Genomic DNA, 15,893 nt, shown 5'->3' on the forward strand with positions numbered 1-15,893 from the left:
CGGCCCCATGCCCCAAGCCAGCATCGTTGACAGCCATTGTCATCTGGATTTTCCCGATTTCGATGCCGAATTGCCAGCCGTCGTTGCCCGCGCTGTGGAGGCGGGTGTGGAACGCATGGTCACGATCTGCACCAAGCTGCGGCTGGAACCGCAAGTTCGCGCGATCGCTGAAGAACATGAGCCTGTCTTTTACGCCGCAGGCACCCACCCGATGAGCGTGGCGGATGAGCCGATGGCGGCTATTGATGACCTCATCCGCCTATCCGCACATCCCAAATTCGTCGGCATCGGCGAGACGGGGCTCGATTATCACTACACCTCGGAAAGCGCCGACGCCCAGCAAACCTCTCTGCGCACCCATATCGCCGCCGCGCGCGAAACGAAACTGCCCCTGATTATCCACGCGCGCGCGGCGGATGACGATATGGCGCGTATCCTGCGAGAGGAATACGAAAACGGTGCCTATACCTGCGTGATGCATTGTTTTTCGAGCGGAGCGGAGCTTGCCAAGGCGGCACTTGATCTGGGCTTCTATCTCTCCATGTCCGGCATCGCGGCTTTCCCCAAAAGTCAGGACCTGCGCGATATCTTCGCCAGCGCGCCACTTGATCGCATTTTGGTCGAGACCGACAGCCCCTATCTGGCACCACCGCCCTATCGCGGCAAACGGAATGAACCTGCCTACACGGCCCATACCGCCAAGGTCGGGGCCGAGATCTTTGGCGTCAGATACGAAGACTTCGCTGCCCAAACCACCGCGAATTTTGACCGGCTGTTCTGGAAGGCCGCCGCATGACCGACCGGATCGCGTTTCGCATTCTGGGCTGTGGCTCGTCGGGTGGCGTGCCGCGTCTGGGCGGCCTCTGGGGTGCTTGCGATCCGGACAACCCCAAGAACATACGCCGCCGCTGTTCGATGCTGATCACACGCAGCGGGGCGGACGGCGAAACCCGCGTCCTCGTCGACACCAGCCCTGACATGCGCAGCCAGCTTTTGGAGGCGGGCGTCGGCACACTGGATGCCGTCGTCTACACGCATGCCCACGCCGACCACGTCCACGGCCTCGATGACCTGCGCATGATCGTGTTCAACATGCGCGAGCGTCTGCAGGTCTGGGCCGATGGCGATACCTCAAACGACCTTCTGGGCCGGTTTGGCTATGCCTTCGTGCAACCGAAAGGCTCACCTTATCCACCGATCCTCGAACTCAATGCGATAGACGGAGATATCATGGTGAACGGGGCAGGGGGCCTGATCACGCTGACCCCATTTGAGGTCGAGCATGGATCAATCGAAGCACTCGGCTTTCGCGTGGGAGATGTGGCTTATCTGCCGGATGTCTCGGACATTCCGGAACCCGCCTGGCCGCAGCTCCAGAACCTCGATTGCTGGATTGTCGATGCCTTGCGACGCGATCCGCATCCGACCCATGCGCATCTGGCCAAAACGCTTGAATGGATCGCACAGGCCCGACCGAAACAAGCGGTGCTGACCAATATGCACAATGATCTGGATTATGCGACAGTGGCCGCCGAAACACCCGACCATATCCAACCCGCATATGACGGCATGACGCTGGAATTCCCCATCGACTGACTTCTCTCGTTCATAAATACCTCCGCCGGAGGCACCAAAAAATGACTTGCGGCGTAGCCGCGCATCTGGATCACACATGGCCGCACTGATCGACGTTATCCTGCCAGTCTTCCTTGTCATCGGCTTCGGCTATGTCGTGGTCTGGCGCGGGCTCTTCAGTGATGCGGGCGTCGACGGGCTGATGTCATTCACCCAGAACTTCGCGATCCCATGTCTTCTTTTTCGCGCGATTTCCACGCTGGACCTGCAGCAGAATTTCGATCTCGCCCTCCTGGGCAGCTTCTATATCGGGGCGCTGGCGGGGTTTGCGACCGGCGTCATCGGTGCCCGCTATCTCTTCGGACGTGGGTGGGAGGACAGCATTGCCATCGGCTTTTGCTGTCTTTTCTCAAACTCGCTTCTTCTGGGTCTGCCAATCACTGAGCGCGCCTATGGGCCTTCCGCGCTTGAGGCCAACTACGCTATCATCGCGCTCCATTCACCCTTTTGCTACGCGGTTGGGATCACCGCTATGGAGATCGTGCGCAATCGCGGGGCCAGCATGACGACCCTTCCGGGTAAGGTGCTGCGCGCGATGTTTCGCAATGCGCTGATCCTTGGGATCACGCTTGGTGCGGTGGTCAATCTGGGCAATTTGCCTGTGCCGGGCGTGGTCACCGATGCGCTCGACCTGATGGTGCGCGCGGCCCTACCTGCCGCCTTGTTTGGCCTTGGCGGTGTCCTCTACCGCTACAGGCCGGAGGGGGACTTACGCACGATCCTCTTCGTCGTGGCTGTGTCACTGATCCTGCATCCTGCGATTGTCTGGGTGCTGGCAGACCTCAACGCCCTGTCGGTCGAGGCGACACGCTCTGCCATGCTCACCGCTGCGATGGCGCCGGGCATCAATACATACGTCTTTGCCAACATGTACGGCAGCGCGCGGCGCGTCGCCGCCTCGTCCGTACTCATGGGCACGGGGCTGTCGATCCTGACGGTGTGGCTGTGGCTTGCGGTGTTGCCTTAGGACGGCGAAAGACCCCGTAGTCGCTCTGACCTGCGGCGGAGCAGTTCCACTGTCGCAAGCAATATGATCGAAACGGTGACCAGGACGGTGGCCGCGGCAAGGATAGTGGGGCTGATTTGTTCGCGCAGGCCGGTGAACATCTGCCAAGGCAGCGTCTTTTGCGCGGCGGCCCCGACAAACAGCACGACGACCACCTCATCAAACGAAGTGATAAAGGCGAAAAGCCCGCCCGAGATCACACCCGGCAGGATCAACGGCATCTGGATGCGAAAGAATGTCGTGGTCGGTGAGGCGCCGAGATTGGCCGCAGCGCGCGTGAGCGACCGGTCAAACCCCACCAACGTTGCCGTGACCGTGATGATCACAAACGGAATGCCAAGGGCCGCATGCGCCAGAATGACCTTGATGTAACCGGTCAGGGACTTCGACATCCCCAAATTCTCTTCCATCCACAGCCCCATCTGGCTGTAGAAAAAGAACATGCCCGTGGCCGAGATGATCAGTGGCACGATCATGGGTGAGATCAAAAGCGCCATGATCCCGCGCCGGAACGGGACATGGGATTGCGACAGGCCAATCGCCGCCAGCGTGCCGAGCGAGACCGAGATGATCGTCGCAAAGGGCGCGATGATCAGTGAATTCTGCAGCGGCCTGATCCAATCCTGATTGGTGAAGAAGTCGCGGTAGTGTTTGAGCGAATAGCCCTCAGGGTCGAGCGCTAGCATTTCAGGCGTGAAGGTAAAGAAGTCCTGCGCGTTAAACGATAGCGGGATGATGATGATGATCGGGGCGACCAGAAAGAACAGGATCAGGCCGACGATCGCACGGAAACTGTAGTACCAGACTCGTTGGCCGGTTGTTGCATAGGGGGGAAGCGCGCTCATCTGATCAGCCCCCCAGCTTCACGTTGTCGATGCCCACGATCCTGTCATAGGCCCAGTAAAGGATCAGCACGACCGCGAGCAGAATGGCGCCAAGTGCTGCCGCCAGCCCCCAGTTGAGCGAGGTCGAAATGTGATAGGCGATCCGGTTCGAGATAAAGACACCGCGCGTCCCGCCCACGATTTCGGGCGTGATGTAGTAACCGATGGCAAGGATGAACACGAGGATGCAGCCCGCCCCGATCCCCGGCACGGATTGCGGGAAATAGACCCGCCAGAAGGCTGTCCAGTTGGTCGCTCCCAGCGATTTGGCCGCGCGCAGGTAGCTGGGCGGGATCGTCTTCATCACCGAATAAAGCGGTAGGATCATGAAGGGCAAAAGGATATGCGTCATCGCGATGATTGTGCCTGTGGCGTTGTTGATCAATGCCAGCCGGTTGTCATCAACCACGAGCCCAATCCAGACGAGCGTGTCATTGATCACGCCCTGCTGTTGTAGCAACACTTTCCAGGCGGAGGTGCGCACCAGAAGCGATGTCCAGAACGGCAGCAGTACGAGGATCATCAAGAGGTTCGCTTTGCGGGCGGGCAGGTTGGCCAGCAGCCAGGCCACCGGATAACCAAGCAGCACACAGACAAAAGTGATCGTGAGCGACATCACCAGAGTTCGCCAAAACAGGGTGAGGTAGATCTGCTCGTTCTCTGGCTGCCAGACCGGGCCGTCAGGGGATTTCTGCAGATCGACGGCGTTCAGGAAGTAGCCCGACGTGAAGGCGGGGCTATAGGTCTGGATCGTCTGCCAGACCTCCACATCCAGCCAATCATCGTCAATATGCGCGAACGCAGCACGCACATCTTCGCGTTCGAAACTCTGCGCCTCGCGTGCGGCGTTGGACACCAGACCAGTAAGAGGGCCGTCAATCTCAACCTGCGGATTTGCAGTCAGGTCTTCATGCAGAGCAAGATAGACGACGTTCCAAGGCTCTTCCTCAATCGGGCTGTCGCCATCAACATCGCGAATGGTCGCGGCGAAATCTGCATAGATCGCAGCGGTCTGCGGCAGCGCGTCACGCGCTTGCTCTGCCACGACAAAAGCAGGTTCAATACCCTCGCCATTCCAAGCCGCTTGCTCTGCGATCCAATCGGGATCGGCCAAGAGCGTGACCCAGGTGGCAGGCTCTTCCCATGCCTCATCCAGTGCGATGAATTGATCGGCATAGACCTCTCCAATATCATCCACGCGCCGCCCGGATTTGCGGAAAAGGGATGAGATACCAGAGGTTTCGTAGTTCAGGCGGCTGCCAAGGCGCGTGTGCTTCTTTTCCTCAACCGCGATCATCAGATCCATGGCGAGCGCTCTGAACACCGCCTCGCTTGGTGCGTCTCCTGCATCCGCGTCCCAGTCAGCGACGGCATCCACCGTGCGGGGGATCGTGTCGCTCACGATCTGGTTCTCGACGGACCGAAACAGCATCTGCCCGATGGGAATGATGAAGGTGATCAGGATGAAGATGAGAAGCGGTGCGATCAGCATCAGCGCGCGCATCTTCTGACGCCGCAATGCGCGGTTCAGGCTGGCTTTCAGAGGGCGGCCATCGGCGGCCAGCATCTGTTCGGCCACCGGCTACACCCCCTCGACCAGAACGATCATGCTGGTCGCATTCTCGCGCCTGATCCGTGCAACATCTTGATATTCTTCAGGGTAATAAAGCGCCTTCGCGCTTTCAAAATCTGGAAATTCAAAGATCACATGCCGTGCGAATTCCGGGCCTTCGGCACTGTCAGCCTCACCACCCCGTACCAACGGTTTGCCACCCGCAGCTTCGATCAGGGGCGTGTCACGGACAATGTATTCCTTATAGGCTTCCGGGTCGTTCACAGTGATGTGCCCGATGATATAGCCTTTTGGCATGGCATGATCCCCTGTCGGCAATTGGCGCAAGACGGTGGCCGTCTTGCGCCTTTTTCATCTACTGGGCGAGCCAGCTTTGGAACTTGGCGTCCAGATCGTCCCGATAATCCGCCCACCATTCGTAGTTGTTCACGAATGTGTTCTCGGCGTTGTTGGGGTCGGTTGGCATATGTGGCGCCATGTCGATCCCCAACGTTGCATGGGTGCTGACCAGAGGTGCCGAAGAGGCGCGTGCGGGTCCGTAGGAGATATACTTGGCCTGATCGGCGAGGCGCTGCGTATCGGTCGCGAAACGCACGTAATCCAGCACGCGTGCCAGACGATCCTCTGACAGGCCCGTCGGGATGACCCAGCCATCGAGGTCGAACATCTGCCAGTTCCAGGCCATTTCAACCGGTTGGCCCTGCTCGGCAATCAGGCTGAAGAGCCGCCCGTTATAGGTGGAGCCCATGAAAATCTCACCATCGGCAAGGAGCTGGGGTGTTTCCGCGCCTGCGGTCCACCAGATTGTCTCGCTCTTGATCGTGTCGAGCTTGGCGAAAGCCTGCGCCTGTCCTTCGTCAGTCTCAAGAACGTCGTAGACATCTTCGTAGGCGACGCCGTCACAAAGAAGCGCCCATTCCATGTTTGCAATCGGGTTGCGGTTTAGCGCGCGTTTGCCGGGATAGGTCTCCAGATCGAAGACGTCACAGGCACCGGTGGGTGGTTCAACCCCGGCAGGCACCATGTCGGTACGGTAGCCGAACGTCGTCGAAAAGACGATCTGCGGGATGAAGCAGTCCGACACCAGCATGTCACCGAAATCGTCCGACGCGGATGAGCCATCATCGCCGGGGGCAAGGATTTCGTCGGGGTCGATTTCCATCGCGAGCCCCTCATCGCAGAGCCGGATCGCGTCGGCGGCTTCGACATCAACGAGGTCCCAGGTGATGTTGCCCGCCTCGTTCATCGCGCGCAGTTTGGCGACAGCCTCTGACGAGCTTTCATCATTGATGATCGTGACGCCGGTCATTTCCATGTAGGGGTCGTGGTAAGCGGCCTGCTGTGAGGCGCTATAGGCGCCGCCCCAGCTGACGATTGTCATCTCGTCGGCCATATGGCCATCGGCAATCGCGCCACTGGCGATCAGCGTCAGTGCTGTTGTTGCCTGAAGTGTTTTGATCATTTTCATCACATTCTCCCGTTGTCATATGCCCGTTTGGTTTTGGTGGAGGCCGCCTGCCGGGCGATGGTGGCCTCTTTGGTTCAGCCGCTACGCATCCAGCGCACGGCAATCGGATGCCAGCCAGCCGATTTCGATCTGACTGCCCGGTTCGAGACGCACCTGATCGGGCGCGTTCCGTGTCTTGATCACAAAGTCATCATTCCCCGCCACCCGCAGGCGCGTTCTGAAGATGTCACCCATATAGATGAATTCCAGCACTTCTGCCTGCAACGTATGCGCGCCAGGCTTGAGGCGGGACTTGTTAAACTCCACACGCTCCGGCCGGATTGAGACTCGCGTCCGTTCCCCGGCTTGAGACACATTAACCGGCACCGCGTCGATAATGTCTCCACTATCGAGTTTCACGGTGCAGCTCTCCTGCGAAATCTCTTCCACAACACCTTCGAGCGTGTTGTTTTCACCGATAAATTGCGCGACGAAGCTGTTCTGCGGCGTCTCGTAGAGTGCATCTGGTGGGGCAAGTTGCTGGATGCGCCCGTCGTCAAAAACCGCCACGCGGTCCGACATTGTCAGCGCCTCAGTCTGGTCATGGGTGACGTAGACGACGGTGATGCCCAATTCATGCGCAAGGTTCGTGATCTCAAACTGCAGGCTTTCGCGCAACTGCTTGTCAAGCGCGCCAAGCGGTTCGTCCATCAGCACCAATTCCGGCTCAAACACCAGGGCGCGGGCCAGCGCGATACGCTGTTGCTGACCACCCGAAAGCTGGGCTGGCCGACGGCCCGCGAAATCCTGCATCTGCACCATACCGAGCGCGCGCATGATCTTTTCTTCGCGCAGGGACTTGTCCATTTTGCGGACTTCCAGCGGGAAAGAAAGGTTCTCGGCCACGCTCATATGCGGGAAGAGGGCGTAGTTCTGAAACACCATCCCGATCCCGCGTTTGTGCGGTGGAATATTGTTGATCGACACGCCATCCAGCCGGATTTCCCCGTGGGTCGCGGTCTCAAACCCGGCAAGCATCATGAGGCAGGTGGTTTTGCCCGACCCGGAGGGCCCAAGCATCGTCAGAAACTCACCCTTTGGCATGGAAAGGTTGAGGTCTTTGACGACCAGACTTTCGCCGTCATAGCTTTTCTGAACGCGTTCAAACTCAACAAATGCAGCATCATTGGCTGTCTGCAGCAAACCGATCTCCCCAAGAGCGCGTCCCGTCGGGGGTACTAAAACGGGCGCTCGCCAAATTTGCAATCGCAAACGCCGGTCTTTCTGCCGCACTTCTGATATCTTGCCCAAATTGCGGGCAGGTCTAACTGTACCAATATGAAGTTCTTGCGAATGGTTATCATTCCTATTTACAGTTGCGAACGATTCTCATAAACGCGTCTTCAGAAGCTGCGGCGCTCAAAAAGGGGAGAATTTGATGGCGACCTTCAGACTCTTGTTTGCGGCAGTCATGAGTATTGTGTTTGCAACAACCGCCTGGGCACAGGATGATCGTTTCAAGGCGGTGACAACCTTTACGGTGATTGCTGATATGGCGCAAAACGTGGCGGGTAACGCCGCGATTGTCGAAAGCATCACGCGGCCCGGTGCCGAGATACACGGCTACCAGCCAACGCCGCGCGACCTGATCCGCGCACAGGATGCGGACCTGATCCTTTGGAACGGTCTGAACCTGGAATTGTGGTTCGAACAATTCTTCGCCAACCTGTCGGATGTGCCAAGCGCCATTCTAACCGATGGCATTGACCCGATCAGCATCGCGTCGGGTGACTATACCGGCAAACCCAATCCCCATGCATGGATGGGTCTGAACAACGCCCTGGTCTATATTGACAACATCCGCGACGCCTTCATCGCGCATGACCCGGACAATGCCGAAATCTACACCGCCAATGCCGAAGCCTATAAACAGGAGATCACAGATGCGATTGGCCCCTTGCGCGAAACGATCCTCGCTCTCCCGGCAGAGCAGCGCTGGCTTGTCACGTGCGAGGGGGCGTTCAGCTATCTGATCCGCGACTTTGAGATGCAGGAACTCTATATCTGGCCCATGAATGCCGACCAGCAGGGCACACCGCAGCAAGTGCGCCGCGTGATCGATACGGTGCGCGACAACGATATCTCGGCGGTGTTTTGCGAAAGCACCGTCTCACAAGCGCCCGCCGAACAGATCGCGCGGGAAACGGATGCAAGTTACGCCGGTGTCCTTTATGTGGACAGTTTGACAGAGGCGGATGGGCCGGTGCCGACCTATCTGGACCTCTTACGCGTCACCACGGAAACGATTGCTACAGGTCTCACCGAATGAACCAAAGCCCCGGCATTGCTGCACAGGATGTGACCGTTACTTACCGTAACGGTCACACTGCTTTGCACGATGCGACTTTTGATATCCCGACCGGGACGATCACCGCACTTGTGGGGGTTAACGGTGCGGGCAAATCGACCCTCTTCAAGGCGATCATGGGGTTTGTGCCTGCTGCCAAGGGCCAGATCTCGGTCTTGGGTTTGCCGGTGGCAGAGGCGTTGCGCCGCAACATCGTCGCCTACGTGCCGCAATCCGAAGAGGTGGATTGGAGTTTTCCGGTACTGGTCGAAGACGTGGTGATGATGGGGCGCTACGGCCATATGGGCTTTTTCCGGCGGCCAAAATCGGCTGACCACAAGGCCGTGACGGATGCTTTGGACCGCGTGAACATGCTGGATTATCGGCATCGTCAAATTGGCGAGCTTTCCGGCGGGCAGCGCAAACGCGTCTTCCTCGCCCGCGCGCTGGCGCAAGAGGGGCAGGTGATCCTGCTGGATGAGCCCTTTACCGGCGTCGATGTGAAGACTGAAGAAGCGATCATCGCCTTGCTGAGTGAGATGCGGGATGAGGGACGCGTGATGCTCGTCTCAACCCATAACCTCGGCTCGGTGCCGGAGTTTTGTGACAGGACGATCCTGGTTAAACAGACCGTGCTCGCCTTTGGTGAGACATCAGCAACCTTCACCCGCGAGAACCTGGAACTGGCGTTTGGCGGGGTTCTACGCCATTTCGTCCTTGGCGGGTCCGATCTGCATGATGACGATGACAGCCGCGAGATCCGGGTGATCACCGATGATGAGCGTCCCTTTGTGGTCTATGGCGAAGATCAACGGGCGAGTGGCGAATAATGGCGCTGCTGGAGCCCTTTAGCTACGCCTACATGTTCAACGCGATGTGGGTCAGCGCGCTCGTGGGGTCCATTTGCGGGTTTCTGTCAGCCTATCTGATGCTCAAGGGCTGGTCGTTGATTGGTGACGCGCTGAGCCACTCGATCGTGCCCGGCGTGGCTGGAGCCTATATGCTGGGCCTGCCCTTTGCGCTGGGCGCCTTTGCAGCAGGCGGGCTTGCGGCAGGGGCGATGTTGTTTCTCAATCAGCGCACGGGCTTGAAGGAGGACACGATCATTGGGTTGATCTTCACGTCCTTTTTCGGGCTGGGCCTTTTCATGGTGTCGCTGTCGCCAACTTCGGTCAGTGTGCAGACAATCATGCTTGGCAATATCCTGGCCATCACGCCGTCGGACACGCTGCAATTGGCCATCATCGGTTTTGTCACTTTGGCAATCCTCACAGCCAAGTGGAAAGACTTCATGGTCACCTTCTTTGATGAAAACCATGCGCGCTCAATTGGCCTGCGCCCCGACTTGCTGCGTGTGGTGTTCTTTACGTTGCTGGCGGCGTCCTGCGTCGCAGCGTTGCAAACCGTGGGCGCATTTTTGGTCATTGCCATGGTGGTCACACCGGGCGCCACCGCCTATTTGCTGACCGACCGCTTCCCTCGGCTTTTGGTACTGAGCGTGGCATTGGGGACGACAACCAGCTTTGTCGGCGCCTATCTCAGCTATTTTCTCGACGGTGCGACAGGGGGGATCATCGTGACCCTGCAGACCCTGCTATTTCTGGCGGCGTTCTTCTTCGCACCCAAACACGGATACCTGGCGGCGCGCCGAAGGTCCTCTGCTGCGGGGGGAACCGTGTGATGGAAACGCTGCTCTTCCCGTTTCAGTTCGCGTTCATGAACAACGCCTTTCTGATCATGGCGATTATTGCCGTGCCGACCAGTCTGCTCTCCTGCTATCTGGTGTTGAAAGGCTGGTCGCTGATGGGTGATGCCATCAGCCACGCCGTTCTGCCGGGCATTGTTCTTGCCTATATCCTGAACATTCCGCTGCTGATCGGGGCCTTTTGTGCCGGGATGTGCTGCGCGCTCGCCACTGGTTTTTTGGCCGAAAACAGCCGCGTGAAACAGGACACGGTGATGGGGGTGGTGTTTTCAGGCATGTTTGGTCTGGGCCTGATCCTGTACACCAAGATCACAACGGATGTGCATCTTGACCATATCCTGTTTGGCAACATGCTGGGCGTGGATGGGGCGGATTTATGGACTGCCAGTGGGATCGCCGCACTTGTCGCCGCGATCATCATTGCGAAACGCCGTGAGTTCACGCTGCACGCCTTTGACCCTGTGCAGGCGCGCGCCGTGGGGCTGCGTGTCGGCTGGCTGCATTACGGGCTGCTGGCGATGATTTCGCTGACAATTATTGCCACTTTGTCGGCAGTTGGCATCATTCTGTCCATCGGGCTTTTGATCGCACCGGGTGCGATTGCCTTTTTGCTGACAAAACGGTTTGAGGTCATGTTGCCCCTCTCGGTGCTCATCACACTCTTGTCAGGCATAGCAGGAGCGTATCTGAGCTTCTTTCTCGACAGCGCACCGGCACCGACAATCATTCTCGTGATGACCTTACTGTTCATCACAGCATTTCTGCGCGCCAATTTGCGCGCGCGCAGCACAAAGGAATTCGCGTCAGATTACCATTGAAGAGCAATGCAGGCCATGAAACCCTGCGCCGACAAGAACAGGGCAGGCACGCTCAATGGGTGAAATCTGGGAAGGGCTGACAGCCGGGTTTTGGCTGGTGATCACGCTGGACGCTGATCTGGTCGAGATCACGTTGCGGTCGCTTTACGTGACGCTGACGGCTGTCGTGATTGGCTCGGCCATCGGTTTGCCGTTTGGCGCATTTCTGGCAATCCGCCGGTTTCGGCACAGGCGCGCAACGATTGCGGTGCTGAACGCGCTCATGGGGCTGCCGCCGGTTGTTGTTGGCCTGATCGTCTATCTTCTGCTTTCACGCTCTGGCCCATTTGGTGTGCTTGGGCTCCTTTTTACGCCCACGGCCATGATCATCGCGCAGGTCATCATCATCACGCCACTGATAGCTTCTATCGCGCATCAGGCGATCCGCGATCTTTGGGCGGAGTATCATGACCTGCTGATCTCGCTCTCTACGACGAAGCGCCAGCGGATCAAGACCCTTCTATGGGACGGCAGACGCGCATTGATCACCGCATCGCTCGCCGGATTCGGGCGCGGGATTGGCGAGGTCGGTGCGATCATGATCGTGGGCGGCAATATCGACAATGCCACGCGCGTGCTGACGACGGCCATTGCCTTGGAGACGGGCAAAGGGGACTTTGCCCTTGCTTTGGGTCTTGGCTTTGTCCTGATTGGCCTGGCCATCGCGGTGAACCTCGCCATCCACACAATCGGTAAAACGGAGAGCGAGGGGAAATGGTGAGTTCCATCCTGCCCCTGACCGTGTCGCAGGCGCTTGTGCAGCGGAAAGGCAAAACGCTGCTTGGCCCAGTAGATCTGAAGATTTCAACGACCGGCTGCACCATCGTCATGGGGCCCAACGGATCCGGGAAAACCACGCTTTTGCGAGTGCTGCACGGGCTGGAGCGTCTATCGTCCGGCAACACAAGCTGGCAGGTACCCGTGACGGATGCACGGACGCGGCAGGCCTTTGTGTTTCAGACGCCCATCATCATGCGCCGTTCCGTGCGCGAGAACCTCGCCTATCCGCTGATGGTGCATGGGATGGGGAAGGCAGAGGCGTATCAGACTGCCCAAAACTGGGCCGAGAGGGTGGGGCTTGCTGACGCGCTCGACAGGCCGGCACCTCAACTGTCGGGCGGGGAGCGGCAGAAACTGGCACTCGCCCGCGCGCTGATCCGCGCGCCCGAGATTGTGTTTCTGGATGAGCCTTGCGCCAATCTCGACGGGCGCGCCATCCGGGAGATTGAGGCGATCCTCAAAGAGGCGCAAGAAGGTGGCACGCGCATCGTCATGTCCACTCATGATGTGGGGCAGGCCAAACGATTGGCTGATGATGTTGTCTTTCTGATGCATGGCCGTATCATCGAAGAAGGGTCAGCAGATCAGTTCTTTGCAGGCCCCTCAACGCCGCAAGCCACGGCGCTGCTACAGGGAGATATCGTAGAATGATACGGATTTTTGCGTTTGTTTTCATGTTTTTGGGATCTGGTGCTTGGGCTGAGAGCCTGAAGCTCGCCGTAACAACCTCGTTTCATAATTCGGGCCTTTCGGACATCCTGCTGCCCGCGATCAAGGAAGACATCGATGTTGAAGTGCAATTGCTCGTGGTCGGCACCGGTCAGGCCCTGCGACTTGGTGAAGCGGGGGATGTGGACGCGATCCTTGTTCATTCGCGTACTGCAGAGGATGCCTTTGTTGCCGCCGGTTACGGCACGCATCGGCGTGAGATCATGTATAATGATTTCGTCTTCATCGGCCCGGCAGGTGATCCGGCGGGCATTGCCGAGGCGCAGAATGCCGCGGATGCGCTGACCCGTATCGCCGAAGCGCAGGCAGTCTTCGTCAGTCGTGGTGATGACAGCGGTACTCACAAGAAGGAGCTGTCACTTTGGGAGGCATCGGGTGCGTCGCGTGGCGGCGACTGGTATCGCCCCGTTGGTGCGGGCATGGGCGCGTCCCTGAATACGGCGGCAGGCATGGACGCCTATATCCTGGCAGACCGGGCAAGCTGGCTGAATTTCGGGAACAAGGCGCGGCTTGATCTTTTGTTTGCCGGTGATCCGGCGCTCTTCAACCAATATGCCTATATCCCCGTGAACCCGGACCGGCATGCCCATGTCAAAGCTGATTTTGCCATCGCTTTGGAAGATTGGCTGACGTCGGACCGCGCCAAAGAACTGATCGACGGCTACACGATTAATGGCGAGACGCTGTTTACGTTTAACGCCGTGAACCCGTCTTAATCATCCAGCGACCCATGGATCGCAAACTGGTCGAGCCCCGCAGATTGGGGCTCGATGATGCGGTAGCTTTCCTTGAGGCCCGCATCCGTGAGGGCGCGGGTGACCATCAGCAATGTGTTGGGGTCCTGACCCGCGCAAAGCTCCGACATCTGGGCGATTTCATCGCTGGCCACGCCGCTTGCCGCCGCAATATCCGGCGCGCCGTAATGACTGACAAAATGCGCCGCCAGTGCGGCGGTCAGCGCCTCGACCTCGTGATCTTCGATCTTGGTGATGGCGACAACGGATACGCGCCCGAATGTCTCAAGCCCCAGCCAGCCATTGGTAAAGGCCTGCTTGGCCTTGCCGGTCAGGTCGCCCTCGGACCAGTTCGAAAACTCGAACCCGCCCGAGATGCACCATTCGCCCGTGCGGGCGGGCGTATGAAAGATATTCATATCGCTTTCGTCGAAATGGATCGCGCGGGCGAGGTAGCGGTCGGTCATGCTTGCTCCAACAGGGCGGTCAACGGGGTTAGTGTGGTGGTCTCGCACGATTTGCGCAACAGGCCGAAACGCTCGTCAACGCCGATTTCATCGTCACCGCGATGGAGCAGCCCTTCATACTCGGCATGTATGGGGCGGGGGCCGTCATCCGTCCAACGGTTGATCCAGACCAGCGTGTGCCGCGCCCAGCCTTCCAGCAACTGCGCGGCGCCCAGATCGCCGCAGCCTTCCTCATAAAGCGTTGTGACATCCGGCGTATCACCGGGGTTCTGTGTGCTGTTGCGGATCGACACCTGCAGGCCGACAATTAGCCAGTCGGGGACGTTGTCCTTCTGTGGTGAAGAGGATTTCACACTGAGCGCGCCACAGACAGCATCATTCACGCGGATCGTCCCGTCCCACTCTAAAAGCACGGCTATTTCAGGCGGCGCGATGGCGCCCAACGCATTCTGAAACCCGATGCCGCAAATCGGCAGCATGATCATCGCATCGGCAAGCGGGATATCGGGGGCAAAGATCATCGCCGCGCGAAGGTCATCCGTGCCGAGGTTGTGGACGATTGTTCCCGCATCACAGCCCACGGCGGCCATTTGCGCCGCAACATCCGTTGGGTCATCCACCGTCGCCTGACCGGTCATCAAAGGCGGAAAGCTGGGGGCGGTCATGCGTTCCCGTCAGCGATCAATTGGCGGGCGACGGTGCGAAAGCTCTCGGCTTGAGGGCTTTCCGGCCTAGACACCACAATCGGCGCGCCGCCGTCGGCGGCCAGACGAATATCCAGATGCAACGGCAGTTCCGCGAGGAGCGGGACGCCCATCTTCTCGGCCTCTGCCGCAACGCCGCCGTGCCCGAATGTATGCTCTTCGTGGCCGCAGTTTGAGCAGATATGCGTACTCATGTTCTCGATCAAACCGATGATCGGCGTGCCCAACTGGTTGAACATGTCGATCCCCTTGCGCGCATCGATCAGCGCCACATCCTGCGGCGTGGAGACGACAATGGCGCCATCGACCGCGAATTTCTGCGTCAGCGTCATCTGCACATCACCGGTGCCGGGGGGCAGGTCGACGAGCAACACGTCCAGTGCACCCCATTGCACCTGGTTCATCATCTGCTGCAGCGCGCCCATCAGCATCGGTCCGCGCCAGACAACCGCCTGATCATCGTTCTGCATCAGGCCGATGGACATCATCGTCACGCCATGATTGCGCATCGGCAGGATCGTCTTGCCATCGGGTGAGGCGGGGCGACCAGAGACGCCCAGCATGCGCGGCTGCGAGGGGCCGTAGACATCCGCGTCCAGAAGCCCCACACGCCGCCCCTCTGCCGCCAAAGCACAGGCGAGGTTGGCTGAGACCGTGGACTTGCCCACGCCACCCTTGCCAGAGGCAATGGCGACAATCCGGTCCACGCCGGGGACCTTTTGCGGGCCCTTCGGCTCTGCTGCGCGCTGCGGTTTCAGATCGGGTGGCGCTGCAGGGGTGCTATGCGCTGTCATCACCGCCGAGACGCTGCTGATGCCTGGCATAGCCTTCAAGGCGGTTTCAGCTGCGGCCCGCACCGGCTCCATCTGCGGAGCAATGGAAGGGGCGACTTCAAAGACGAAACGGACATTGCCATCTTCGACCGACAGGGCCCGGACCAGCCCGGCGGACATGATATCATCGCCCGAGGCGGGGTCTTTGATCGTCTTGAGGATCGCGATGACGGCGTCACGTGTGATGGTCAA

18 protein-coding genes are annotated in these 15,893 nt (G+C 59.0%); 10 read left to right on the forward strand and 8 right to left on the reverse strand.

Features of this window, described 5'->3' with window-relative positions:
• The first annotated feature begins 7 nt into the window (after nucleotides 1–7).
• From SLH49_RS10575 to SLH49_RS10585, 3 genes are all read left to right on the forward strand, one after another.
• Nucleotides 8–796 carry a TatD family hydrolase gene (locus SLH49_RS10575; protein WP_320269118.1) on the forward strand — a complete coding sequence of 263 codons (789 nt, stop codon included), beginning with the start codon at nucleotides 8–10 and terminating at the stop codon, nucleotides 794–796.
• Nucleotides 793–1,596, forward strand: a complete 804-nt coding sequence (locus SLH49_RS10580) for an MBL fold metallo-hydrolase (RefSeq protein ID WP_320269119.1) — start codon at nucleotides 793–795, stop codon at nucleotides 1,594–1,596. The genes SLH49_RS10575 and SLH49_RS10580 overlap by 4 nt, the downstream gene beginning before the upstream one ends.
• A 76-nt stretch (nucleotides 1,597–1,672) precedes the next feature.
• Nucleotides 1,673–2,602, forward strand: coding sequence for an AEC family transporter (locus SLH49_RS10585; protein ID WP_320269120.1), 930 nt, complete (start codon nucleotides 1,673–1,675; stop codon nucleotides 2,600–2,602).
• On the opposite strand, the gene SLH49_RS10590 is transcribed toward SLH49_RS10585, so the two are convergent.
• From SLH49_RS10590 to SLH49_RS10610, 5 genes are all read right to left on the reverse strand, one after another.
• Entirely contained in the window at nucleotides 2,599–3,486 is an 888-nt protein-coding gene (locus tag SLH49_RS10590; RefSeq protein WP_320269121.1) for an ABC transporter permease, read from the reverse strand. The two genes, SLH49_RS10585 and SLH49_RS10590, sit on opposite strands and share 4 nt — an antisense overlap.
• 4 nt (nucleotides 3,487–3,490) lie before the next feature.
• Nucleotides 3,491–5,092, reverse strand: a complete 1,602-nt coding sequence (locus SLH49_RS10595) for an ABC transporter permease (protein WP_320269790.1) — start codon at nucleotides 5,090–5,092, stop codon at nucleotides 3,491–3,493.
• A 15-nt stretch (nucleotides 5,093–5,107) separates the two neighbouring features.
• Nucleotides 5,108–5,395 (reverse strand): DUF1330 domain-containing protein, encoded by a 288-nt coding sequence (locus SLH49_RS10600; RefSeq protein ID WP_320269122.1) that lies wholly within the window; start codon nucleotides 5,393–5,395, stop codon nucleotides 5,108–5,110.
• Between the two features lie 58 nt (nucleotides 5,396–5,453).
• The gene (locus tag SLH49_RS10605) at nucleotides 5,454–6,566 is read right to left on the reverse strand and encodes an extracellular solute-binding protein (protein ID WP_320269123.1); all 1,113 of its coding nucleotides are present in this window, start codon (nucleotides 6,564–6,566) and stop codon (nucleotides 5,454–5,456) included.
• An 81-nt stretch (nucleotides 6,567–6,647) separates the two neighbouring features.
• A complete protein-coding gene (locus SLH49_RS10610) occupies nucleotides 6,648–7,748 on the reverse strand; it encodes an ABC transporter ATP-binding protein (RefSeq protein ID WP_320269124.1) in 1,101 nt (366 codons plus the stop codon).
• 235 nt (nucleotides 7,749–7,983) lie between these two features.
• Between SLH49_RS10610 and SLH49_RS10615 the strand changes: the two genes are divergently transcribed.
• From SLH49_RS10615 to SLH49_RS10645, 7 genes are read left to right on the forward strand one after another with little or no spacing between them, the layout of a single operon-like run.
• A complete protein-coding gene (locus SLH49_RS10615) occupies nucleotides 7,984–8,874 on the forward strand; it encodes a metal ABC transporter substrate-binding protein (protein WP_413785281.1) in 891 nt (296 codons plus the stop codon).
• On the forward strand, nucleotides 8,871–9,722 hold the full coding sequence (locus tag SLH49_RS10620) for a manganese/iron ABC transporter ATP-binding protein (protein ID WP_320269125.1): 852 nt from the start codon (nucleotides 8,871–8,873) through the stop codon (nucleotides 9,720–9,722). The genes SLH49_RS10615 and SLH49_RS10620 overlap by 4 nt, the downstream gene beginning before the upstream one ends.
• Nucleotides 9,722–10,573: a metal ABC transporter permease gene (locus SLH49_RS10625; RefSeq protein ID WP_320269126.1), complete on the forward strand. Its 852-nt coding sequence runs from the start codon at nucleotides 9,722–9,724 to the stop codon at nucleotides 10,571–10,573. The genes SLH49_RS10620 and SLH49_RS10625 overlap by 1 nt, the downstream gene beginning before the upstream one ends.
• Nucleotides 10,573–11,415: a metal ABC transporter permease gene (locus SLH49_RS10630; protein WP_320269127.1), complete on the forward strand. Its 843-nt coding sequence runs from the start codon at nucleotides 10,573–10,575 to the stop codon at nucleotides 11,413–11,415. The genes SLH49_RS10625 and SLH49_RS10630 overlap by 1 nt, the downstream gene beginning before the upstream one ends.
• Nucleotides 11,416–11,470: 55 nt before the next feature.
• Nucleotides 11,471–12,175, forward strand: a complete 705-nt coding sequence (locus SLH49_RS10635) for an ABC transporter permease (RefSeq protein WP_320269128.1) — start codon at nucleotides 11,471–11,473, stop codon at nucleotides 12,173–12,175.
• Nucleotides 12,169–12,885, forward strand: coding sequence for an ATP-binding cassette domain-containing protein (locus SLH49_RS10640; RefSeq protein ID WP_320269129.1), 717 nt, complete (start codon nucleotides 12,169–12,171; stop codon nucleotides 12,883–12,885). Before SLH49_RS10635 ends, SLH49_RS10640 begins: the two co-directional genes overlap by 7 nt.
• Nucleotides 12,882–13,679 carry a substrate-binding domain-containing protein gene (locus SLH49_RS10645; RefSeq protein ID WP_320269130.1) on the forward strand — a complete coding sequence of 266 codons (798 nt, stop codon included), beginning with the start codon at nucleotides 12,882–12,884 and terminating at the stop codon, nucleotides 13,677–13,679. The genes SLH49_RS10640 and SLH49_RS10645 overlap by 4 nt, the downstream gene beginning before the upstream one ends.
• Here the strand turns inward: SLH49_RS10645 and SLH49_RS10650 are convergent.
• The 3 genes from SLH49_RS10650 to SLH49_RS10660 are packed head-to-tail and all read right to left on the reverse strand — an operon-like array spanning nucleotide 13,676 to nucleotide 15,893.
• Nucleotides 13,676–14,164, reverse strand: coding sequence for a DUF6505 family protein (locus tag SLH49_RS10650; RefSeq protein WP_320269131.1), 489 nt, complete (start codon nucleotides 14,162–14,164; stop codon nucleotides 13,676–13,678). The genes SLH49_RS10645 and SLH49_RS10650 overlap by 4 nt on opposite strands.
• The gene (locus SLH49_RS10655) at nucleotides 14,161–14,829 is read right to left on the reverse strand and encodes a biotin/lipoate--protein ligase family protein (RefSeq protein ID WP_320269132.1); all 669 of its coding nucleotides are present in this window, start codon (nucleotides 14,827–14,829) and stop codon (nucleotides 14,161–14,163) included. Before SLH49_RS10655 ends, SLH49_RS10650 begins: the two co-directional genes overlap by 4 nt.
• Nucleotides 14,826–15,893 carry an Mrp/NBP35 family ATP-binding protein gene (locus SLH49_RS10660; protein WP_320269133.1) on the reverse strand — a complete coding sequence of 356 codons (1,068 nt, stop codon included), beginning with the start codon at nucleotides 15,891–15,893 and terminating at the stop codon, nucleotides 14,826–14,828. The genes SLH49_RS10655 and SLH49_RS10660 overlap by 4 nt, the downstream gene beginning before the upstream one ends.

Source organism: Cognatiyoonia sp. IB215446 (genome assembly GCF_033963825.1).
GTDB lineage: Bacteria > Pseudomonadota > Alphaproteobacteria > Rhodobacterales > Rhodobacteraceae > Yoonia.